Genomic DNA, 16,545 nt, shown 5'->3' with positions numbered 1-16,545 from the left:
GCGGGTCAGCGCCCCGTCCAGCGCGGCGGGCGCTTCTCCAGGAAGGCCGCGATCCCCTCGGTCCTGTCCGCGGACCGGTCGATCGCCGCCGAGGCGATCTCGGTGGCGTTCCAGCCGCGCTCGTCCGGCTCGGACACCACACGGTCCAGCGCGCGCAGCGACACCGACACCGCCAGCGGCGAGTTCTCGCACACCGCGGCCGCGAGCGCGAGCGCCGCGGCCTCCGCCCCGCCCGGCTCGACGAGCTCGGAGACCAGGCCCAGGGTGTACGCGCGCTCGGCGTCCAGCGGTCGCCCGGTGACCAGCAGCTGCTTGGCGATGTTGAGCGGCAGCGGCCGCGGCGCCCGGAACAGCGCCCCGCAGTTCGCGACCAGGCCGCGGGCGACCTCGGGCAGCCCGAACCGCGCCGTCGTCGACGCGACGACCATGTCGCAGGCCAGCACGATCTCGAACCCGCCGCCGTAGGCGACGCCCTCGACGGCGGCGATCAGCGGGCGCCGCCGGTCGCGCCGGACGACGCCGTAGTTGCCGCCGCGCGGCGTCGGCCCGCCGGAGCCCGCCGCCAGGTCGGTGCCCGCGCTGAACGCCGTCGCGTCCCCGGCGAGCACACCGCACCACAGGTCCGGGTCGTCGTCGAGGGAGTTGAGCGCCTCGTCGAGCCCCGCCGTCATCGCCGCGTCGACGGCGTTGCGCTTGTCCGGCCGCGTCATCCGGATCAGGAGCACGTGCCCGTGCCGCTCGGTGGTCACCCGTGTCCCCGTCATGCCGTCCGTCACGATCGTGACTGTAGGTGGGGAGCGGGCCCGGCCGTTCGTACTGTGGTGATCGTGTCCCGCAGCAAGCGCGTCCCGACCGCGGCCGTCCTGTCCGTCCCGCTCGCCCTGACCGGGGCCCTCGCCGCGCTCGGCGTGCACGTGCGCCGCAACATGGGGGCCCGCGCGGCCGAGCTCCACCGGATCGCCTCCGGGTCGCCGAACGCCGTCGACGGCGTGTTCGCCAACACCGAGCCGGGTCTGCCGCGGGCCAAGGCCTCCGCCAGGATGATCCTGAACATGCTGGTGGGCCGCCGGTCCGAGGGCGTCGCGCCGGCCACGGTGCCGCTCGCGTCGCTGCGGACCCCCGACGAGCCCGCCGGGCTGGCGGTGACCTGGCTGGGTCACGCCGGGGTCCTGCTGGAGATCGACGGCCGACGGGTCCTGGCCGACCCTGTCTGGTCGGAGTACGCCTCCCCCGTGCCGCGCTTCGGGCCGCGCCGCCTGCACCCGCCCGTCGGGCCGCTGTCCGCGCTGGGGTCCCCGGACGTCGTCGTGATCAGCCACGACCACTACGACCACCTCGACCGTCCGACGGTCACCGCGCTGGCCCGCGACACCTCCGCGGTGTTCGTCGGCCCGCTCGGGGTGGGCGCGCACCTGCGGGCCTGGGGCGTGCCCGGGCACCGGGTCGTCGAGCGCGACTGGGAGGGCGTGGTGACCGTCGCCGGCCTGGAGCTGACCTGCCTGGAGACCCGGCACTTCTCCGGGCGCGGGCTGCGCCGCAACACGACGCTGTGGGCCGCCTGGAAGGTCGCGGGGCCGCGGCACACCGCCTACCTGGGCGGGGACACCGGCGCCACCCGGGCGCACGCGCGTACCGGGGCCGCGCACGGCCCGTTCGACCTGACGGTGCTGCCGATCGGCGCCTACGCCGACCTGTGGCCCGACATCCACGCCGACCCGGAGCAGGCCGTCGCCGCGCACCGCGAGCTGGGCGGCCGGGTGCTGCTGCCGATCCACTGGGCGACGTTCAACCTGGGCTTCCATCCGTGGGACGAGCCCGCTGAGCGGGCCCGCAAGGCCGCCGCCGACCAGGACGTGGTCCTGGCCCTGCCGCGCCCGGGCGAGCGGATCGACCTGACCGGCGTCACGACCGTCGACGAGGCTCGCGCCGCGGTTCCCACCGAACCGTGGTGGCCGACCGCGCGCTGATTCACGTCACGTTCACCACTGACCCTTTTCGCCCATTCCCGTCGCCCGGACGCCGTATCCCCCGACCCGAAACGACGGCGCGGGACTATTTCCGGGCAGGGGTTCGACAGGTCGGTTCGGCATCCTTTATCGTTCTGCCCCAAGAATCGGTTCCGGCTCCCACCGGGCGATTCCCATCTCCGGCCGATCCGGTGATTCCCCCGTGGAAGGAATGACGACGTGGCGCAGCAGACGACCATCACACTGGTCGACGACCTCGACGGCACCGAGGCCGACGAGCAGGTGGAGTTCTCCGTCGACGGCCGCGCCTACGAGATCGACCTGTCCACCAAGAATGCCGAGAAGCTGCGGGAATCGTTGGCGCCCTACGTCGCGGCCGCCCGTCGCGGGTCCGGTCGGCGCAGTCCCGCTTCCGGCACCTCGTCGTCGAACGGTTCCAGCTCCTCGGAACGCGCCGCGAACCGCGCCGTGCGGGAATGGGCGGTTGCCCAGGGCATGAAGATCTCCGAGCGCGGGCGTATCCCGTCCTCGGTTCTCGAGGCCTATCAGAACGCGCACTCCTGACCGCTGCCGCCGCCGGGGTCGCCCCGGATGGCAGGATCGGGCCGACCAGAGACGTGCGCCGGGCGATCCGCGGCGCGCCCCGACGGAGAGGCCCCGATGTACCCAGGCACGCACGCCGCCACGACCCCCGACAAGCCGGCCGTGATCATGGGGGGCTCGGGCGAGACCCTGACCTTCCGTGAGCTGGAGGAGGGGTCCGCCCGGCTCGCGAACCACCTGCGTGCGGCCGGTCTGCAGCGGGGCGACGTCGTCGCGCTCGTCGCGGAGAACACCGCGCGGGTCTACGAGGTCTACTGGGCCGCCCAGCGGTCGGGGCTCTACATCACCGCGGTGAACCACCACCTCTCCGCGCCCGAGGCCGCCTACATCGTGCGGGACTGCGGCGCGAAGGCGCTCGTCGTCTCGGCCGGTGTCGCCGGTATGGCCGCGGCGATCGAGGACCACGTCGACACCCCGGTGCGGCTGGCCTTCGGCGGTGAGATCCCCGGGGCGTCGCGCTACGCCGCCTACGACGAGACCCTCGCCGCGGTGCCGGCCGAGCCGCCGGCCGACCAGCCGCGCGGGGCGGACATGCTCTACTCGTCGGGCACCACCGGCCGCCCCAAGGGCATCAAGCCGACGCTGCCCGACCGGCAGGTCGACGAGCCGGGCGACACCTACCAGGCCCTGTTCGGGTCGATGTACGGCTTCGACACCGACACCGTCTACCTGAACCCGGCCCCGCTCTACCACGCCGCGCCGCTGCGGTTCACCGCCACGGTGCAGGCGCTCGGCGGCACCGTCGTGGTGATGGAGCGCTTCGACCCCGAGAAGGCCCTGGAGCTGATCCAGCGGTACTCGGCCACCCACTCGCAGTGGGTGCCGACGATGTTCGTGCGGATGCTCAAGCTCCCGGAGTCCGTCCGCGCCTCCTACGACGTGTCCTCGATGCGGGTCGCGATCCACGCGGCCGCGCCGTGCCCGGTGGACGTCAAGCAGGCGATGATCGACTGGTGGGGTCCGGTCCTGCACGAGTACTACGCCGCGACCGAGTCCAACGGCATCACCTTCATCGACTCGGCGCAGTGGAGCGAGCGTCCCGGCTCGGTCGGGCGCGCCGGGCTCGGCACCATCCGGATCGCCGACGACACCGGCGCCGTCCTGGCCCCTGGCGAGATCGGGACGGTCTACTTCGAGCGCGACGTCCGGCCGTTCGAGTACCACAACGACCCGGGCAAGACCCTCGCCGCGACCCACCCCGAGCACGAGAGCTGGACCACCACCGGGGATCTGGGCTACCTCGACGAGGACGGCTACCTCTTCCTCACCGACCGCAAGGCGTTCATGATCATCTCGGGCGGGGTGAACATCTACCCGCAGGAGGTCGAGGACGCCCTCGCGCTGCACCCGAAGGTGCTCGACGTCGCCGTCATCGGGGTGCCCGACGACGAGATGGGCGAGAAGGTCAAGGCCGTCGTCCAGCCCCCGGAGGGCGTCGACGCCGGCCCGGAGCTGGAGCGCGAGCTGATCGACTTCGTGCGGGAGCGGATCGCGCACTACAAGGCGCCGTCGTCGGTGGACTTCACCGACTTCCTGCCGCGCACCCCCACCGGCAAGCTGGTCAAGCGGGAGCTGCGCGACCGCTACGTGTGACGCCCCACCGTGCTCCCAGGGTCACTTTCGTGGCGCTCTAAGCCACGAAAGTGACCCTGGGAGCACACAGCGCGGGTCAGGTGGCCCGGCGGGCGTAGCGGGCGCGGGTACGGGCGGCGACCAGCGCGAGCGGCACCGAGGCCACCAGGGCGGCGGCGAACAGCGGGGCGAAGCGCCCGGCATCGGCGAGCGGGGCACCCAGCGCGGTGCCGGCCGAGCTGCCCAGGAACAGCAGCGTCGCGAACAGCGCGACGGCGGTCGCGCGGGCCTGCGGGACGACCTCGGTCGCCCAGGTCTGCAGGGTCGAGTGCAGGAACGCCCACGCCCCGCCCAGGCAGAGCCCGGCCGCGGCGATCGTCACCGGGTGCACGACGACCAGCGGGAACACCCAGGCGACGACGAGGAACCCGCCGCCGACGGCGGCCAGCGCGGCCGGTCGCAGGCGCCCGACCAGGCGTCGCACGACCCGGGAGAACAGCACCGCGCCGACGCCGTAGCCCCCGGCGGCGAGCCCGGCCAGCGCGGCGGAGCTGCCCCCGGCCTGCAGCGACGGGGCCAGGTAGGTCAGCACCCCGAGCACGACGGCGCCCTCGACGAAGGCGAGCACCAGGACCAGCCGCGCCCAGCGGTTCCCGGCGACCGTGGCCAGCGGGCGGAGCACCGCGTCGACGATCCCGCGCGAGGTGGTGCGGGCGCCGTCGGGTTCGGGCAGCGCCCGCAGCGCGACGAACAGCACCGCGCAGCCGGCCGCCGTCGTACCGAGGACGACGCGCCACCCGGCCAGGTCGGCCAGCAGGCCCGCCCCGGCCGTGGCGACGGCGGTGCCGAGCGCGGTCGCCGCGAGCAGGTCCGACAGGGGCCGCTGCCGGACCGCGGCGGGCCAGGTGTCACCGACGTACACCAGCGCCGCCGGGATCAGCGCCGCCGTGCACGCGCCGGTGGCGACCCGGGCGACGACCAGCACCGCGAGGGTCGGGGCCAGTACCGAGGCGACCCCGCCCAGCACCGCGCCGACCAGGGCCAGGCGCATCACCCGGACCCGGCCGATCCGGTCGGACAGCACCCCCCACACGACCTGCATGAGGCCGTAGGCGAGGAAGTAGCCCCCGGCCGCGCCGGCCGCCGCGGCCAGCGGCGCCGAGAACGACGCGGCGATCGGGACCAGCAGCGGCGCGATCGCGAACCGGTCGACGGTGCTGGTCAGCGACGCCAGCTGCAGCAGCCGGAGCCGGCGGGTGCCGTCGGGGACGGCACCGCCGGGGTCGGCGCCCTCGGGGCCGGCTCCGTCGGGGTCGGCTCCGTCGGGGTCGGCTCCGTCGGGGGTCGTGCTCACCGGCGTCACCCTGCACGGCGGGCCGTGATCTTGCCCCACCGGGGTGAGCGGGACCACAGTGGCAGGGCAGTCGAGGCTCGGGAGGCCACCGGTGGGGACGATCACGGGACACGGGATGACCGCGGCGGACGTCGTCGCGCGGCACGCACGGACCACACCGGACGGGCCGGCGCTCGCCGACCCGCGGACGTCGCGGACCTGGGCGCAGCTCGACGACAGGGTGTCCCGGCTGGCGACCGTGCTCGCCGACCGGGGGGTCGACCGCGGGGACCGGGTCGCGGTGCTCGGGCTCAACTCCGTCGAGCTCGTCGAGAGCTATCTGGCGGTGCTGCGCCGCGGCGCGATCTGCGTGCCGCTGAACTTCCGGCTGACCGCGGGCGAGGTCGCCTTCCAGCTCACCGACTGCACCCCCACCGCCGTGCTCTGCGACGACGGGTTCGCCGCGGCCGTGGAGGCCGCGCGGGAGCAGGCGCCGTCGGTGCGGACGGTGCTCACCCTCGGCGAGGGCTTCGGCGCGCTGCTCGCCGGGACCGACCCCGGCGACTGGGGCGACGACGTCGCCGACGACGAGCCCGCCTACATCATGTACACCTCGGGCACGACCGGCCGCCCGAAGGGCGCGGTGCTGACCCACCGCAACCTGATGCTGCACGCGTTCCTGTCGATCACGCACCTGGGCACCGCGGGCGACGACCGGGTCTCGCTGTCCGGGGCTCCGCTGTTCCACATCGCCGGGCTGTCCGGGATGCTCCCGACCCTGATCGCGGGCGGCCGGGTGATCATCCCACCGTCGGGCGGGTTCGACCCGGTCGCGACGGTCGACACCCTGGAGCGGGAGCGGGTGTCGTCGTGCTTCTTCGTCCCGGCGCAGTGGCAGGCGATCTGCGCCGTGCCCGGCATCGCGCAACGGGACCTGTCGGCGCTGCGCCGGATCACCTGGGGTGCCGCCCCCGCGTCGACGACGCTGATCCGCACCATGATCGACACGTTCCCGCAGGCCATGGTGGTCACCGCGTTCGGGCAGACCGAGTGCAGCCCGGTCACCTGCGCGCTGCGGGGCGAGGACTCGGTGCGCAAGATCGGCTCGGTGGGGACGCCGATGGTCGGCGTCGAGGTGCGGGTCGTCGACGCGGACATGAACGACGTGCCGCGCGGCGAGGTCGGCGAGATCGTCTACCGCGGTCCGACCGTGATGCGGGAGTACTGGGGCCGCCCGGAGGCGACGGCCGAGGCGTTCCGCGGCGGCTGGTTCCACTCCGGAGACCTGGTGCGCGAGGATCCCGACGGCTTCTACTACGTCGTCGACCGCGCCAAGGACATGATCATTTCCGGTGGGGAGAACGTGTACAGCGCCGAGGTCGAGGAGGTGCTGGCCGCGCACCCGGGCGTCGCCGACGTCGCGGTCGTCGGGGTGCCGGACCCGCGCTGGGGCGAGACCCCGCTCGCCGTGGTCGTGCCCGCCGACCCCGCCGCCCCGCCGGACCTGGACGCGCTCACGGCGTGGTGCGCCGACCGGCTGGCCCGCTACAAGCAGCCGAGCCGGCTCGCGCTGGTGGAGGTGCTACCGCGCAACCCGTCGGGCAAGGTGCTCAAGACCGAGCTGCGCCGCCTCCACGGGTCCGTGTGACACGAACCCGCTCGCGTCGGCGGCGGTGGGACGCCTAGCGTCGCGCGGGTGTCCGTCGTGGAGTCCGTGAACACCGGGGTGTCCCGTCCGATCCTCGCCAAGGCGGGGGCCTCGGGCATCGACAAGCGGCCGGTACCCGGTCCGGTCCGGGTGGACGTCCCGGCGCCCGCGGCGAGCGGGCTGGCCGGCGACACGATCTGCGACGCCGACCACCACGGTGGCCCGGACCAGGCCGTCTACGCCTACGCCCGGGAGGACCTGGAGTCCTTCGCCGCCGAGCTGGGCCCGCTGCGGGCGGGGATGTTCGGGGAGAACCTCACCACCCGCGGCGTCGACGTGTGCGGCGCGGAGCTGGGCGAGCGCTGGCGGGTCGGCGGGGTGCTGCTGCAGGTGACCGCGCCGCGCATCCCGTGCCGGACCTTCGCGGCGCACCTGGAGCGGGCGGGCTGGGTGAAGCGGTTCACCGCAGCCGCCCGCCCCGGCGCCTACCTGAGGGTCCTGTCCCCCGGCGAGATCCGCGCCGGCGACGCCGTGACCGTCGAGCACCGGCCCGGGCACGGCGTCACCGTCGCCGACGCGTTCCGGGCGTTGCTCGCCGAGCCGGCCCGGCTCCCGGACCTCCTGGCCGCGGGTGAGCACCTGCTGCCGAAGATCCGGGAGACCGTCACGAAGCGGACCGCGTCCCGGCGCTGACCCGGCCGTAGCGCATCCCCATGGCCGTGCGGACCGCGTCGAGTGTCTCGTCGGCCAGCGCGTTGGCGCGGGCGTTGCCGCGGGCCAGCACGTCGTCGACGAGCCCGGGGTCGCGGGCCAGCTCGGCGCGCCGAGCGCGGTGCCCGGCGAGGTGGTCGTTGACCGCGTCGGTGGTGAGCCGTTTCAGCGCGGCGGCCCCGTCCAGGGTCGCGGCCAGCTCGTGCGGGTCGCGGCCCAGGCACAGGGCCGCGGTCGTGAGCAGCCCGTACACCCCGGGCCTGCCGTCCGGGTCGACGGTGATGCGCCGCTCGGGGTCGGTGCGGGCGCGGCGCACGAGCGCCGCGGTCTCGTCCGCGGTCGCGCCGAGCGGGACGGCGTTGCCGCGGGACTTGGACATCTTGTGCCCGTCGAGCCCGGGCAGCTCCGGGGTGTCGGTCAGCATCGGCTCGGGCGGGGTGAACACCGGGCCGTAGCGCTCGGCGAAGCGCCGGGCCAGCACCCGGGTGAGCTCGATGTGCGGAAGCTGGTCCTTGCCCACCGGCACGAGGTCGGCGCGGCAGGACAGGATGTCCGCGGCCTGGTGCACCGGATAGGTCAGCAGCAGCCCCGACAACGCGCGCCCGGACGCGGCGTGCTCGGCCTTCACCGTCGGGTTGCGGTGCAGCTCGGCCTCGGTGACCAGCGACAGGAACGGCAGCATGAGCTGGTTCAGCGCGGGCACCGCGGAGTGGGCGAACACCGTCGTGCGGTCCGGGTCGAGCCCGGCGGCGAGCTGGTCGAGCACCGCGCCGCGGACGTGGTCCGACAGCCGGTCGGCGACGTCACGGTCGGTGATCACCTGGTAGTCGGCGAGGATCACCAGCACGTCCACTCCGGACCGTTGCAGCCGGACGCGTTCGGAGATCGTGCCCACCAGGTGCCCCAGGTGCAGCGGGCCGGTCGGCCGCTCCCCGGTCAGCACCCGGTGCGACGACGGGTCGGCGGCGACGGCGGCACGCAGCGCGGGCATCCGGGCGACGGTGGCGGCGAGGGAATCCATGATCAGCTCCTGAGAACGGGGAGCTGCACGAGACACACCGGTGGCCGCCGGGCTGCTCGGGCAGCCCGGGATGACGGTGACGTGCGTCTACGCGGCTGCGGGGAGCAGCCGCCACCAGACCGGACGGGAGGTGCGCACGGGGGCACCCTACACCGCCGTTATCGACAATGGTTATCGTGAATGCATGGCCGACCGTCGCGTTCCCGTCACGATCCTGTCCGGCTTCCTCGGCGCGGGGAAGACGACGCTGCTGGAGCACCTGCTCGCGAACCGCGACGGCAGGCGGATCGCCGTCGTCGTCAACGACATGAGCGAGGTCAACATCGACGGCGCCCAGGTCCGGCTGCAGCGCGGCCGGGAGAAGCTGGTCGAGCTCACCAACGGCTGCATCTGCTGCACGCTGCGCGAGGACCTGCTGACCACGGTCGGCGAGCTGGCCGCAGAGGGGCGCTACGACCACGTCGTCGTCGAGTCGACCGGGATCTCCGAGCCGATGCCGGTCGCGGCGACGTTCGAGTGGACCTTCGACGACGGCACCGCGCTCTCCGACGTCGCGCGGCTGGACACGATGGTCACCCTCGTCGACGCCTCGACCTTCGAGACGCTCCTGACCAGCGAGGACTCCCTCGCCGACCGCGAGCTGCAGGCCGCCGAGGGCGACGAGCGGACCCTGTCGGACCTGCTCGCCGACCAGGTCGAGTTCGCGGACCTGCTGGTGCTCAACAAGACCGACCTCGTCGCGCCGCACGCGCTGGGCCGGATCGAGGCGCTGCTGTCGCGGATGAACCCGGGCGCACGCCGGGTCCGCGCGGTGCGTGGCGACGTGCCGGTCGCCGAGCTGCTCGACACCCACCGCTACGACCCCGCGGCGGCGTCCGCGACCCCCGGCTGGGCGCAGGAGCTCAACGGCAGCCACACCCCCGAGACCGAGGAGTACGGGATCGCGAGCGTGACCTGGCGGGCCGGACGACCCTTCCACCCCGCCCGGCTGCTCGACGCGCTCGGCGAATGGCCCGGCCTGCTGCGCAGCAAGGGCTTCTGCTGGCTGGCGACCCGGCCCGACGTCGCCGGCCTGTGGTCGCAGGCCGGCCCGAACATGGCCCTGGATCCGGCGGCGCCGTGGTCGTCGTTCGACGGGCCGCGCGGGCAGGAGATCGTGTTCATCGGGCTCGGCCTGACCCGCGACGCCGTCACGGCGCGCCTCGACCCGGCCCTGCTCACCGACGACGAGCTGCTCGCCGGGCCCGGCTCCTGGCGCGACCTGGACGACCCGCTGCCCGCCTGGGACCTCGACGACCTGCACGACCACGGGATCCACGAGCACACGCCCGTGGCCGGGTAGCGTCCGGGCACGTGCCCGACCTCACCCCGGACGAGTTCCGAGCCCTCGGCCACCTGTTCGTCGACGCCGTCGCCGACGCCCGCGCCGGGATCGAACGCCACCCGGTCCGCGACGTCGTCGAGCCCGGCACCGTGCGGGCCCGCTTCCCCCGCGAGGCGAACGAGGACCCCGAGCCGCTCGCGGCGTTCCCCTCGCTGGTCGAGGCCGTCACCGGTGACGCCGACACCCGCTGGCAGCACCCCGGGTTCCACGCGTTCTTCCCGGCGAACGCCTCGCTGACCTCGCTGCTGGGTGAGCTGCTGTCGGGCGGCGCCGGGGCGCAGGGCATGCTCTGGTCGACCTCGCCCGCGTGCACCGAGGTGGAGCAGGCGGTCACCGACCAGCTGGCCAGGGCGCTCGGGCTGGACGAGGCGTTCACCCACGACGGCGGCGGGGGCGGCTCGATCCAGGACTCGGCGTCCTCGGCGGCGCTGGTCGCGCTGACCGCCGCGCTGCACCGGGCCGCGCCGGACCCGGACTCCGGCTGGCGCGTGCGCGGGGTGACCGGCCGGGAACGCGTCTACGTCACGGCCGAGACGCACTCGTCGCTGGCCAAGGCGGTGCGGGTGGCCGGGCTCGGCTCCGACGGGCTGCGGACCGTCCCGTGCAGCCCGGGCTCCCGGGCGATGGACCCGGCCGCGCTGGCCGACACCCTGGCCGCGGACGTCGCCGCAGGGCTGGTCCCGGTGCTGGTGTGCGCGACGGTCGGGACGACCTCGACCGGGTCGAGCGACCCGGTCGCGGCGCTGGTCACGGCGGCGCGGCCGTACCGGGCGTGGGTGCACGTCGACGCCGCGTGGGCGGGCGTCGCCGCGCTCTGCCCGGAGCACCGCTGGGTGCTCGACGGCGTGAACCCGGGCCCGGGTCCCGGCGTCGACTCCTTCTGCACCGACGCCCACAAGTGGCTGCTCACCGCGTTCGACGCCTCGCTGCTCTGGGTGCGCGACGCCCGCGCGCTGCCGGCCGCGCTGTCGATCACCCCCGCCTACCTGCGCGACGCGCACTCCGACTCCGGCGCCGTCGTGGACTTCCGGGACTGGCAGGTCCCGCTCGGGCGTCGGTTCCGGGCGCTGAAGCTGTGGGCGGTGCTGCACGGACAGGGGTTGTCCGGGCTGCGGTCGCACCTGCGCGGGCACGTCGACCTCGCCGCCGAGCTGGCCGAGCGGATCCGCGGGCACGACGACCTGGAGCTGGCGTGCGCGCCGGTGTTGTCCCTGGTCTGCCTCCGCTCGCGCTCCGGCGACGCCGCGACCACCGCGCTGCTGGAACGCGCCAACGCCGACGGACGGGTGCTGCTCACCGGCACCGAGGTCGACGGACACCCGGTGGTGCGGGTGGCGTTCGGCGGGGTCACCACGGGCCGCGAGCACCTCGACGTCGTGTGGGATGTCCTGTCTGCCCGATCGTGACCGCCGTGGGTAAGGTTCGCCTGTCCACCCAGAAGGGTGTACTGATCTGATCCCCCGGCGCCCGGTGCACCCCGCCCGCACGGGTCCCGTCGAAAGGACCGCCCCCATGCCCCGACCCCTGCTCCGCGCGCTCGCCGCGTGCGTGGTCCTGCTGCTGGCACTGGCCGGCTGCTCCTCCGGGGGCTCCGGCGACGCGGCACAGCCCGCCCCCGCCGACGACGCCCCCACCGGGGCGTTCCCGGTCACCCTCACCCACGCCTTCGGGCAGACGACGATCCCCGCCGCGCCGCAGCGGGTCGTGACCGTCGGCTTCAACGACGCCGACTTCGCCCTCGCCCTCGGCGTGAAGCCGGTCGGGGTCCGCGAGAACATCGGCGACTACGACTACGCGAAGCGCCCCTGGGCGCAGGAGGCACTCGGCGGGACGCAGCCGCAGCTGCTGACCGGGTCCCAGATCCCGGTCGAGCAGGTCGCCGCACTCCAGCCCGACCTGATCCTCGGCGTCTACTCCTTCATGGACCAGGCGACCTACGCCGCGCTGTCGCAGATCGCGCCGACCGTCGCCCAGGGCACCCCCGACGGCACGAACGCCGCGGGCTGGGAGGAGCAGACCCGCATCACCGGGCAGGCCACCGGGCGCACCGAGCAGGCCGAGCAGGTCATCGCCGCGACCCGCGCGAAGTTCGACGAGGCCAAGGCGGCCCACCCCGACTTCGCGGGCAAGAACCTGAAGATGGACTTCTTCATCGAGGGCGTCCCCTACGACATGGGAACCGACGACCTGCGCGCCCAGATCTTCGCCGGCCTCGGCTTCACCGTCCGGCCGGACTCGCAGACCCTCTCGCTGGAGCGCCAGGGCGACCTCGACAGCGACGTGCTCGTGGTGCTGGGCCGTTCGCGCGCCGAGTCCGAGGCCGACCCGGTGTTCCGCGCGATCCCGGCGGTCCAGCAGGGCCGGGTCGCCTACCTCGGGCCGTTCGAGACCGAGTTCGCCGCCGCGCTGGGCTACTCCAGCCCGCTGTCGCTGCCCTACGCCATCGACTCCGTCGCGCCGCAGCTCGACGCGGCGCTGCAGGGCCGGGCCCCCGGCAGCTGAGCCGGCGCCCGCGCACCGGTGCCGTGAACGTCACGTCACCGGTGTGCGCAACCCCTTGTCCCGCCCGGCCGCGCCGACGACTGTGATCGCGGCCCCGTCAGGGCGGCGGGCCACGGTGAGGGGGCTCGGTGACTTCGACGCGGGAACGACGGCGCGGCTGGACCGTGGTGCACGGCGGCAAGGCCCCGCCGCCCGGCGAGGTCGTGGGCCCGCACGAGCGGCTGTCCTGGCCGCGCACCGTCGGCCTCGGCGGCCAGCACGTGATCGCGATGTTCGGGGCGACGTTCGTCTTCCCGGTCCTCATGGGACTGAACCCGAACATCGCGATCCTGATGTCCGGCGTCGCGACCGCGCTGTTCCTGCTGATGACCCACGGCCGGATCCCCAGTTACCTGGGGTCCTCGGCGTCGTTCGTCGGCGGGGTCGCGGCGATCCGCGCCCAGGGCGGGGACTCCGCGGCCGTGACCGGCGCGATCGTCGTCGCCGGGGTGGTGCTGCTGCTGGTCGGCGTGGTCGTGCACCTGGTCGGCGCCCGCGTCGTGTCCCGGCTGCTGCCACCCGCGGTGACCGGCGCCGTCGTCATGCTGATCGGGTTCAACCTCGCCGGGGTCGCCTCGACCGTCTACTGGCCACAGGACCAGTGGGCCGCGCTGGTGACGATGGTCGTGGTGATCGCCGCCGCGGTACTGCTGCCGGGGTTCTGGGGCCGGATCGGGGTGCTGATCGGCCTGGTCGCCGGGTTCGCCTTCTCGCTGCTGCTCGACGCCACGACCGGCCCGATCACCGCGCCCGACGCGAGCGGGGACGTCGGCACCCGGATGCGGGTCGACCTGTCCGGGGTCGGGTCCGCGGACTGGGTGGGCCTGCCGCCCGCCACCCAGACCGGTCCGGACGGCATGGAGATCGCCGGCTGGCACTGGCCGACGTTCTCGTTCGCCTTCGCGCTCCTCGTGCTGCCCTCGGTGATCGCGCTGATCGCGGAGAACGCCGGGCACGTCAAGGCCGTCGAGGGGATGACCGGCGAGCGCCTCGACCCGTACCTGGGCCGGGCCCTGGCCGCGGACGGCGCGGGCACCACGCTGGCCGGCCTGGTCGGCGGCTCCCCCACCACGACCTACGCGGAGAACATCGGCGTGATGGCCGCGACCCGCGTCTACTCCACCGCCGCGTACTGGGTGGCCGCGGCCGTCGCGGTGCTGCTGGGGTTCTGCCCGAAGTTCGGGGCGCTGATCGTCGCGGTGCCGGGCGGGGTGCTCGGCGGGCTCACCGTGGTCCTCTACGGCATGGTCGGGCTGCTCGGGGCGGCCATCTGGATCCGCAACGGGGTCGACCTGGCCCACGCCGCGAACCTGGTGCCGCTGTCCGCCGGGCTGATCATCGGCATCGGCGGGGCGAGCCTGTCGGTGGGCGGGTTCGAGCTGTCCGGGATCGCGCTGGGCACGATCGTGGTGCTCGTCGGCTACCACGCCCTGCACGCGCTGCTCCCCGCCGACCGGCGCCCCTCCGGGGACGGGGACGGCGGGCCGCTCGGCTGAGGCTCAGGCCGCCGTGCGCACCATGACGACGGCGTCCTTGTGCGGCAGCGCGATCCGCTCGGCCTCGTCGAACCCGGCCCGGCCGAACGCCCCCCGCGCGGCGGTGTAGCGGGCGTCGGGCTCGGCGAGCACCCGCGGGCACCCCGCGGCGGTCAGCGCCTCGGCGACCGCGGCGAGCAGCGCGCCACCGGTGCCACGCCGGTGCGCGGCACCGACGCAGACGTGCACGCCGACGTCGCCCGGGCCGACCGGGAACGCGCGGGCCAGCGCGTGCCGCACCGGGCGGAAGATCTCCAGGTACGCGATCGGTCCGGCGGCCGGGTCGCCGGCGGGCTCCACGAGCACGGCGGCGGTACCCGACCCGGCGCCGTGGCCGTCCAGCTCACGAGCCCAGCGCTCGTCGGGCCAGGGCTGACCGAAGAAGCGCACCACCTCGGGCCTGCGCATCCAGTCCCCGACGGTGCGCAGGTCGGCGCCGTGCGGACGGGCCGGACGCAGCAGGTACTCCCCCGCGCGGCCGGGCACCGGCGGGTCGGTCACCGCCGGCGCACCCGCCCGCAGCAGCGGGTTCGGCGTGCGGTGCCACCGGGCCGGGTGCAGGACCGGGCGACGCCACAGGTGCGCCGCGGTCAGCCAATGATGCAGCAGCCGCCGCACCCGGCCGGGGCGCTCGGCGTCACGGGCCGCGGCGAGCCGCTCGGCCAGCGCGGTGAGCTCCGAGCACTCCGGCCGAGCCGCCGGGCCGGTTGCCCCGACCAGCGGCAGCAGGCCCGACACCAGTACCCGGTCGGTCAGGTCGGCGTCGGAGACGCGACCCGCCTCGTGGTGCAGCAGGGCCAGCGCGACCGCCACCGGGTCGGTGCCACCGACGGGCTCCGGCGGGGCGCCGGCCGGCCCCTGTTCCGGGGCGGGACCGTCGGCGGCCGCCGGGACCGGACCCGGCGGCAGCGGTCCGGGGCCGCCGCGGGCGGCGAGCTCGGTACGCAGCGCGGCGGCCAGCTCGTCGGGACCCGGGTGGGGGTCGACGGCACCGTCGGTCGTGGCCAGGGCGATCCGGGAGAACCAGTGCAGGCCGACCGGCGAGGCGTGCTCGACCTCGGCGACGACGTCCATCCCCACCGCGGGCAACGGCAGGACCAGCGGACCCGGCGCCGGATCGGCGCCGATGTCGAGGAGGGCGTGTCGCAGGATCCGTTCCCGGCGGGCGTCGGGAGTCATCAGGTCAGGTAACCCCCCATGCGGCGGAAGTGGTCGCCGGCGACGTGCTCGACCCCGTCGGCGTCCTTGACCCGCTGCAGGACCAGGCCGTACTGGCCGCCACGCCAGGCGTCCGGCCCGGCGACGACGACCACCCCGCTCCCCTCGCGGGCGAAGATCCGCCCGTTGGTCCCGCCGCAGCGCTCCCGCGACACGGTCGCCTCCAGCACCCGCAGCCGCGCCCCGTCGTGCAGGCACCAGGCGTTCGGGTACGGCCCGGTCTGCGCGCGCACCAGGTTGACCAGGTCGGCCGCCGGACGGTCCCAGGGGATGCGGTTGTCCTCGTCGGCCCGCTTGTGGAAGAACGACGCGTGCGCCGGGTCCTGGGTGAGCCACTCGTGCGGACCGTGCTCGACCCGGTCGAACGCCTCGAGCGCGAGCGGTCCGAACAGGAGCACGGTGCGCTCGAACAGGTCCTCGGTGGTGTCGGTCGGGGTGACCGGCACCGTGCGCTGGCAGATGATCGGGCCGCGGTCGAGCTCGGCGTCCATCCAGTGCGCGGTCACGCCCACCTGGCTCTCGCCGTTGATCAGCGCCCAGTTCAGCGGGGAGAACCCGGCGTAGCGCGGGAGCAGCGAGTCGTGGGTGTTGACCGTCCCGCGGGGCGGGGCGGAGAACACCTGCGGGGAGATCCAGGTGCGCCAGTTGCAGGCCACCCCGATGTCGGCACCGGACCCGGTGATCGCGGTGACCAGCTCGGCGTCCACGGCCTTCTCCCGGTAGAGCACCGGGATCCCGTGCTCACGGGCCAGGTCACCGAGCGACTCCTGGAAGATCACCGGGGACGGCTCGCCCTCCTCCGGGTGGCTGACGACGAGCACCACCTCGTGCCGCGAGTCCAGCAGGTCGGCGAGCAGCCGGGCTCCCCACTTCTGGTATCCGAACAACACGACACGCACGAGGTGTCGACCTCCTCCTGGGACGGGACCCGATGACGGGCGGCGACCGGTGCGCCGACCGGGGAGCGGCGAGACACACCCCGCCCTCATGATCGCCACGCGCTGGTGAGGTT

General features: G+C 74.7%; 14 protein-coding genes. 9 read left to right on the top strand and 5 right to left on the bottom strand.

Annotated elements, in window-relative coordinates; translation table 11 throughout:
- Positions 1-5: 5 nt before the first annotated feature.
- On the bottom strand, positions 6-776 hold the full coding sequence (locus tag AC0GKK_RS26320; protein WP_489882822.1) for an enoyl-CoA hydratase-related protein: 771 nt from the start codon (positions 774-776) through the stop codon (positions 6-8).
- A gap of 51 nt (positions 777-827) precedes the next feature.
- Between AC0GKK_RS26320 and AC0GKK_RS26315 the strand changes: the two genes are divergently transcribed.
- The 3 genes from AC0GKK_RS26315 to AC0GKK_RS26305 all read left to right on the top strand — a co-directional run bounded on the left by AC0GKK_RS26315 (position 828) and on the right by AC0GKK_RS26305 (position 4,163).
- Entirely contained in the window at positions 828-1,967 is a 1,140-nt protein-coding gene (locus AC0GKK_RS26315; protein WP_476651709.1) for an MBL fold metallo-hydrolase, read from the top strand.
- 219 nt (positions 1,968-2,186) lie between these two features.
- On the top strand, positions 2,187-2,531 hold the full coding sequence (locus AC0GKK_RS26310) for a histone-like nucleoid-structuring protein Lsr2 (protein WP_251782253.1): 345 nt from the start codon (positions 2,187-2,189) through the stop codon (positions 2,529-2,531).
- Positions 2,532-2,627: 96 nt separating this feature from the next.
- On the top strand, positions 2,628-4,163 hold the full coding sequence (locus AC0GKK_RS26305; protein WP_489882821.1) for an acyl-CoA synthetase: 1,536 nt from the start codon (positions 2,628-2,630) through the stop codon (positions 4,161-4,163).
- Between the two features lie 76 nt (positions 4,164-4,239).
- On the opposite strand, the gene AC0GKK_RS26300 is transcribed toward AC0GKK_RS26305, so the two are convergent.
- Entirely contained in the window at positions 4,240-5,496 is a 1,257-nt protein-coding gene (locus tag AC0GKK_RS26300; RefSeq protein WP_489882820.1) for an MFS transporter, read from the bottom strand.
- A gap of 115 nt (positions 5,497-5,611) precedes the next feature.
- Here AC0GKK_RS26300 and AC0GKK_RS26295 point away from each other — a divergent pair, with 115 nt between their 5' ends.
- Both AC0GKK_RS26295 and AC0GKK_RS26290 read left to right on the top strand, forming a co-directional pair.
- The gene (locus AC0GKK_RS26295; protein WP_489882819.1) at positions 5,612-7,123 is read left to right on the top strand and encodes a long-chain-fatty-acid--CoA ligase; all 1,512 of its coding nucleotides are present in this window, start codon (positions 5,612-5,614) and stop codon (positions 7,121-7,123) included.
- A gap of 48 nt (positions 7,124-7,171) precedes the next feature.
- A complete protein-coding gene (locus tag AC0GKK_RS26290; protein WP_251782250.1) occupies positions 7,172-7,816 on the top strand; it encodes an MOSC domain-containing protein in 645 nt (214 codons plus the stop codon).
- Here the strand turns inward: AC0GKK_RS26290 and trpS are convergent.
- The gene (trpS, locus tag AC0GKK_RS26285) at positions 7,788-8,855 is read right to left on the bottom strand and encodes a tryptophan--tRNA ligase (RefSeq protein ID WP_178373567.1); all 1,068 of its coding nucleotides are present in this window, start codon (positions 8,853-8,855) and stop codon (positions 7,788-7,790) included. The two genes, AC0GKK_RS26290 and trpS, sit on opposite strands and share 29 nt — an antisense overlap.
- Before the next feature lie 184 nt (positions 8,856-9,039).
- Between trpS and AC0GKK_RS26280 the strand changes: the two genes are divergently transcribed.
- The 4 genes from AC0GKK_RS26280 to AC0GKK_RS26265 all read left to right on the top strand — a co-directional run bounded on the left by AC0GKK_RS26280 (position 9,040) and on the right by AC0GKK_RS26265 (position 14,276).
- Complete coding sequence (locus AC0GKK_RS26280; RefSeq protein WP_405416705.1) at positions 9,040-10,197, top strand: GTP-binding protein; 1,158 nt, start codon at positions 9,040-9,042, stop codon at positions 10,195-10,197.
- An 11-nt stretch (positions 10,198-10,208) separates the two neighbouring features.
- Positions 10,209-11,645 carry a pyridoxal phosphate-dependent decarboxylase family protein gene (locus AC0GKK_RS26275; RefSeq protein WP_489882818.1) on the top strand — a complete coding sequence of 479 codons (1,437 nt, stop codon included), beginning with the start codon at positions 10,209-10,211 and terminating at the stop codon, positions 11,643-11,645.
- A 106-nt stretch (positions 11,646-11,751) separates the two neighbouring features.
- On the top strand, positions 11,752-12,741 hold the full coding sequence (locus tag AC0GKK_RS26270; protein ID WP_489882817.1) for an ABC transporter substrate-binding protein: 990 nt from the start codon (positions 11,752-11,754) through the stop codon (positions 12,739-12,741).
- Positions 12,742-12,869: 128 nt separating this feature from the next.
- Positions 12,870-14,276 (top strand): uracil-xanthine permease family protein, encoded by a 1,407-nt coding sequence (locus tag AC0GKK_RS26265; RefSeq protein ID WP_251782246.1) that lies wholly within the window; start codon positions 12,870-12,872, stop codon positions 14,274-14,276.
- Between the two features lie 3 nt (positions 14,277-14,279).
- On the opposite strand, the gene AC0GKK_RS26260 is transcribed toward AC0GKK_RS26265, so the two are convergent.
- Together AC0GKK_RS26260 and AC0GKK_RS26255 are read right to left on the bottom strand one after the other, a co-directional pair.
- The gene (locus AC0GKK_RS26260; protein WP_489882816.1) at positions 14,280-15,494 is read right to left on the bottom strand and encodes a GNAT family N-acetyltransferase; all 1,215 of its coding nucleotides are present in this window, start codon (positions 15,492-15,494) and stop codon (positions 14,280-14,282) included.
- Positions 15,494-16,432, bottom strand: a complete 939-nt coding sequence (locus tag AC0GKK_RS26255; protein ID WP_489882815.1) for a methionyl-tRNA formyltransferase — start codon at positions 16,430-16,432, stop codon at positions 15,494-15,496. Before AC0GKK_RS26255 ends, AC0GKK_RS26260 begins: the two co-directional genes overlap by 1 nt.
- Positions 16,433-16,545: the final 113 nt, after the last annotated feature.

Source organism: Pseudonocardia sp. P-1, assembly GCF_058111925.1.
The sequence above is the reverse complement of the archived record's forward strand: the minus strand, read 5'-3'. Positions and strand labels throughout refer to the sequence as shown.